This is a genomic window from Streptomyces sp. NPDC040405 (genome assembly GCF_055595765.1).
The window spans coordinates 103,420-108,416 of record NZ_JBVIVI010000019.1; the positions used below are offsets into that span (position 1 = coordinate 103,420).

Annotated in this window: 6 protein-coding genes; all 6 read right to left on the reverse strand. The window is 68.9% G+C overall.

Translation table 11 applies throughout. The features are described from left to right. Positions 1-537: 537 nt before the first annotated feature. On the reverse strand, positions 538-864 hold the full coding sequence (locus ACZ59A_RS41815) for a hypothetical protein (RefSeq protein WP_470970313.1): 327 nt from the start codon (positions 862-864) through the stop codon (positions 538-540). 219 nt (positions 865-1,083) lie between these two features. Then, positions 1,084-1,629, reverse strand: coding sequence for a hypothetical protein (locus ACZ59A_RS41820; protein WP_470970316.1), 546 nt, complete (start codon positions 1,627-1,629; stop codon positions 1,084-1,086). A 299-nt stretch (positions 1,630-1,928) separates the two neighbouring features. Beyond that, the gene (locus ACZ59A_RS41825; protein WP_470970318.1) at positions 1,929-2,354 is read right to left on the reverse strand and encodes a hypothetical protein; all 426 of its coding nucleotides are present in this window, start codon (positions 2,352-2,354) and stop codon (positions 1,929-1,931) included. 70 nt (positions 2,355-2,424) lie between these two features. Further along, positions 2,425-3,144 carry a hypothetical protein gene (locus tag ACZ59A_RS41830; protein WP_470970320.1) on the reverse strand — a complete coding sequence of 240 codons (720 nt, stop codon included), beginning with the start codon at positions 3,142-3,144 and terminating at the stop codon, positions 2,425-2,427. Between the two features lie 445 nt (positions 3,145-3,589). Continuing rightward, the gene (locus tag ACZ59A_RS41835; protein ID WP_470970323.1) at positions 3,590-4,039 is read right to left on the reverse strand and encodes a hypothetical protein; all 450 of its coding nucleotides are present in this window, start codon (positions 4,037-4,039) and stop codon (positions 3,590-3,592) included. 445 nt (positions 4,040-4,484) lie between these two features. Next, entirely contained in the window at positions 4,485-4,889 is a 405-nt protein-coding gene (locus tag ACZ59A_RS41840; RefSeq protein WP_470970325.1) for a hypothetical protein, read from the reverse strand. Positions 4,890-4,997: the final 108 nt, after the last annotated feature.

A 4,997-nucleotide genomic window follows, 5' to 3' on the forward strand; every position in this document is an offset into this window, starting at 1 on the left:
CATGGTGCTTGTTTTTGTGTCTTTTCTTTCCCTCCCCCCCCCCCCCCCCCCCCTCTCCCCCCCCCCCCCCCCCCCCCCCCCCCCCCCGGCCACCTCACCCGCAGCAGGTGAGAGCGCGGAGCGCTCGCACCTGACCGAAGCGCAGCGGAGCGCCTGGCCACACGGCAAGGCGGCAGGGCGCGAAGCGCCCCACCGCCGACCCACCCCGGGGGCGCGAAGCGCCCCCTTCCCCGCTGCAACCGGGCCACCGCGAACGGCCCGCACCTTCCCCACCAGCCGCCCCCGGCACACCGCATCAGGACGCCGGGCCAGCCTCCTCGCGCGCGCGGCGGCTTCGCCACGGCCCCGACAGGCGCGGCCAACTCCACCAACACGGCCCGACCGGCGCCCACGGAGAGCAGACCCCTCGACCCACGCGACGGACAGAAGGGGCAACCGCGGCCGTCGCGCCCGGCGCTCCCGCGCACGCCGGTGATGATGGTGGGCGTGATCGCGCCGTGCCCTGAGGTCTGTCGACGCGGCATCGCTCCGCGGTGGTCAGTCCTTCTGTGGGCCGGGTCCGTTCGGTCCCTCGAAGATGACGTTCACCTCCGTGCCGAGCATGCGTACGCGGCTGCTGTGCTGCCGGGGCTTGTCGGCGACCAGCCGCCGGGCCGCTTCCCGGGTGCAGTCGCATTCGGCTTCGTCGCACCGGGCCAGCTGCGCGGTGAAGTCCGCGACGGGGGTCGCCCATGGGCCGTGCCGGTCTTCCAGGATGTTGTACCAGTAGATGCGGCCGGTTTCCTGCCGCGCGGTGGTGGCGTGGGTGCGGCGGGATCGTTCGGTGAGGGCCTCGTGGTAGGCGCGGGCGTCTCGGGTCTGCACGTCGTTCTTCTCCCTGGTGGGCTTGGGTTTCGAGCGGGGGCCGGGGCGGCGGTGCCATCCGCCGCCCCGGCGGGGGCAGCCTTCTGCCAGCCGGGGGTTACTTCCTGTCCGGGCTTCGAGTAGTGCCACCAATCGGGACACCAACTCTTTCCAGCAAAGTCAATATTACCAGTTTTAGGCCATATTGCTTGGCAGGGAAGGGCACTTGAACAGGGGTTTTCAGTCGGAGGTGGCGGGGAGACTGAGCGGCTTCCACTGATCGCCGGTCCAGAACTCCCAGGCGGTCACGTCGGGATCCTCGGCCTTAAGATCGCTGGCGATCCAGGGCAGGAACGGGGAGTCTGCGCGGTCGAGCCAGACCGGCGGGATGCCGAAGGCAATGGTGACGTCGGCAGCCTCTGCGCCCTTGTCGAATCCACGGAGCAGGCTCACGGGCTGGCGCGCGTACTTTGCGACCCACTGGGCGGTCTCGTGCTCGGTGATGAGGTGGTCCAACACCTCTTCTTCGGGGAGCGGTTCACCGTTTACGCGGCAGGCGGTGGCGAACTCGTGAACGGCTAGGTGATCGGCGGCGGTGGCCGGGAAAAACCAGGTGCCTCCGCCGTTGCCCTCGTTCTCGATGACGCCCACGCAGCGTTCCCCCTCGTGGACGGTCGCGTTGTAGGCGATGCCGCATCGCGTTGTCATCTGCTGGAAGTCGGCGAGGCTGTAGCGGTTGTGGGGGACGTGAAGCCCGGTGTGAGGCAGCTTGATCAGGTCGGTCATGGATTCCTCTCGCAGGGTGAGGCATCACCGGTGGGTGGTGCCGGGACGTGGCGGCGCACGGTGCTGACCACGGGCGGCAGTTCGTCGCCCGTGACGGTTCGTGACCATCCTGGGGCGCGGCCGCGCCGGGCTCTGGGGCCTGTCGGCGCGGCCGCGCTCCGCGATGGTCAGCGCGCGGCGGATCGGTCGGAGAGTGCTCGGCGCGGCCGCCGCCGGTTACAGCTCAACGGTGGCGGCCGCTTCGAGGGGCTGGGGCGGCGGTGCCTCCGCCGCCCCGGGCGCGTTCGGGTTCAGGTGGTTCAGGCGGCGTCCACTTCGGGCGCGGCTGCCTGTTCGGCTTCCTCCTTGACCACCTCAAGGGCGGCGGCCAGCCGCGAGTGTTCTCGGTCCTCGCGCCCGATCTCCTCGGCGGTCTTGTAGTCCGCGCGCACGGCCTTGTAGATGGCGGCCGTTATCTCCGCAGCTACGAGCCTTCCGCGCTCGATGTGGCGGGCGGTGGGCGTCGTGGCGGCCTCGAACGCCTCGCGGGCTCGGGCCACCTTCGTGCCGTAGTAGAACGCGCTGCCGAAGTCGTCCCGCAGCAGCTTCCGGATGCTCGACTCGATGATGGGGAGACCGTTCCGGACGGTCGTGTTCACTTCCCCCTGGCGCATTCGTCCGGCGCGCACGTACGGCTTCAGGGCATCGCGGGCGGCGCGCTCGGCGGGGGGCATGGTTCGGGTCACGGGTTTCTCCGGTGGTTCGGGTTTCGAGTGGATCGCCCCGGCGCGGGACTTAGGGTCAGCAGGTGGCCAGTCAGAAGCGTTCGGCTTCGTCGCAGCCGAAACACCGGCGGGTCCATGCGGGGTCGCTGAACGAGGGGTGGTCAGGGCCGAATCCGCAGGTGGCACACGGCGGGTAGGCGATGACAAGACCGCTGGTGCTGGTGTGGTCGCCATCTAGGCGGTAAACGATGGTGCCGTCGCACAGGTCCGGGAGCTCCATGGCCGCTTGTCCGTCGCGCTCGATGATGAAGCGGAGAGTGTCGCGCAGCTTGTCACCGGAGATGAGGCGGTGGCGGGGGCTGAGGGTGGCGTCCAAAGCATCGGCGGGCTGGACGCGGTAGGCGGGGGCGTCGGCGCGGTCGACGTCGGTGAGACGCAGGTCTGGGCCGGGCGCGTAGAGGGAGTCGGGGGTGAAGGCGGCTGTGTCGGCGGGGGTGACTTCCCGGTCGATGCGGTGGACCGACGAATGCCAGGGCAGCGGGTCGTCGGCCCATCCTTCGAGGTCGACACGGAAGTGACCACGAGTGTCGGCTGGGTGGATCCGGCTCGCAGCGGGCCGGGGCCCGTATTCGCCGATCAGCGAGAGGAACGCTTCGGGAAGAGTACGGAAACGGCCTCGCAGCCCGCCGCCGTGGTGGTTACGGATCGCGTACGGGAAGGCAGCGGCGACGGGGGTGGGAGTGAACACCGTGTAAGGAGTGCGGGAGCTGTCAGCGGGCACGGCCTTGAGGTGGTGGGGGCCAGCGACCACGCGGACATAGTCGGGGTGATTGAGGGCCTGAAGAACGTCATCAGCGGTCACAAGGTGGTGACCGGCGCTGGTGGCGGCGATGTAGTGCGGGTGAGTGACATCTGCGGGCACAGCGTTACTGAACCAAGGCATCTGGTCCTCCAGGGGCGCGGGTTTCGAGTGGTGCCGGTCGGGGTGCCACCCCCTCTCCGGCATAAATAATATTACTAGTCATGAGCGCGTTTTGGAAGCCGGGAGAAGTCTGCGCGGCAGGGACGATTCGGCTTCAGGTGGCGGGCGAGCCACCCGCCGGGCTGCGCGGTTCGCTCAGCGGTTACGGCGCGGTCGGCGCTGCGGCGGCTCGACCTCGGGGCCAACGCGCGGCGCACGGTACAGACGGGCGGCCGTCGCTCCCCGCCGCTGACTGGCGGGCCGGGGCGGCGCTACCCGCCGCCCCGGCGGCCGTTCAGTGGGTCCAGCGGCCCGGGTCGGCCTCAACAGCCGTCTGATGGGCGCGCACCGCCTCGATGCTCCCCTCCGTGGTCACCCGGTAGGCAGCTTGGTGCACGGCGACGTGAAGCGCGATGTACCAGTCGAGCTGTTCGCGGTCGGTGCCACCCATTCCCTTGTACCGGGGGCCGCACTCGTCACAGATCACGCGATAGACCGGAACCTGCCCGACCTCCTTACTGCGTGTCGCGCGGCGGGGCGCGACGCTACCGGGCAGCCACCGGACGGGGGCGGACGGCGCGGGGTGCTTCGCCGCATGCCGCCGGATGTCCCACATGTGCCATGCCAGGTCGGCGGTGACCGGCCCGAGCCACTGCGGGCAGTGGTCGCACACCGCGTGGTACAGCGGCGTGGTGTCAACGATGCGGCCGTAGACGTTGAACGTGGGTGCGGCGGCGGTGCTCATTCTCGGGGCCTCTCTCGCGCTGGTTCGGGTTTCGAGTGGTGCTGGCCGGGGTGCCACCCCCTTCCCAACAAAGACAATATTACCAGCTAAGAGCCTGTTTTGGGAAGCCGAAACAGCTCTTATTCATGGCGTTTTCAAAGGGTCCCCCGACTGGGGTCATTCCCCTCCGCGCCAGTGACCCACGTACGCACACCGCGCGCCGCGCGGAGCACGATGGCAAGGGGCCACAAGGGCAGCATCGCGCACCACCCAGCCACAGCTAGGAGCGCTTCCCGGCGGGTGGCGGGGCGCCCCTCGCCCCCTTTGATCTCGTACAGAAGATCGAGCGGCGCAGAGATGCCAGCGAAGTACAAAAAACCGAACATAAGGTATGCGATGCTCATTTACGCCTCCTCAACTGGCGCTCGACTTGACCGCCCCTGGGCGACCCCTGAGTGACGGTCCTTCAGGGCTTGCTCACGCGACGAAGAGGGCGACGCCAGCGCTCAGCGAGCCGTGCGGTTGCCTCCGCGCGCCGATCACCCGGACCGACAAAGGCGAGGCACAGATCCGCGTGTTCGATCATCTGGCGCACCTGAGAGGTGGGGGAGCCGCGACGGCAGAGCCCACCGTCCACATGGGGTTCGTCGGCAATTCCATGGGAGTTGGCCCACTCACGGGCGGCGGCGACGACTTTGGTGGGCTCGTCCGCGTGCATCACGATCATCGGCATGCGCGTTCCATACAGGGCCACCACGTCATGCCAAGCGTCCGTCAGTGCATCGCGGACCACCTGCGGGTCTACCTGCGAAGAGTCCCCTGCGACCAGGACGCGCACAGGGATGACAGGGAGCGGAGCGGCGGCAGTCACGTGGAACTCCTCACGGTGCGGGTTTCGAGTGGTGTTGTTCGGGGTGCCATCCCCTTCCAACAAGAACAATACTACGGGCTATGGGCCCGATATTCAAGCTGAGAACGC

Coding starts and splice junctions, on each gene's coding strand:
- ACZ59A_RS41820 (WP_470970316.1), bottom strand. CDS start 1,629: ATGACCGACCTGATCAAGCTGCCTCACACCGGGCTTCACGTCCCCCAC.
- ACZ59A_RS41835 (WP_470970323.1), bottom strand. CDS start 4,039: ATGAGCACCGCCGCCGCACCCACGTTCAACGTCTACGGCCGCATCGTT.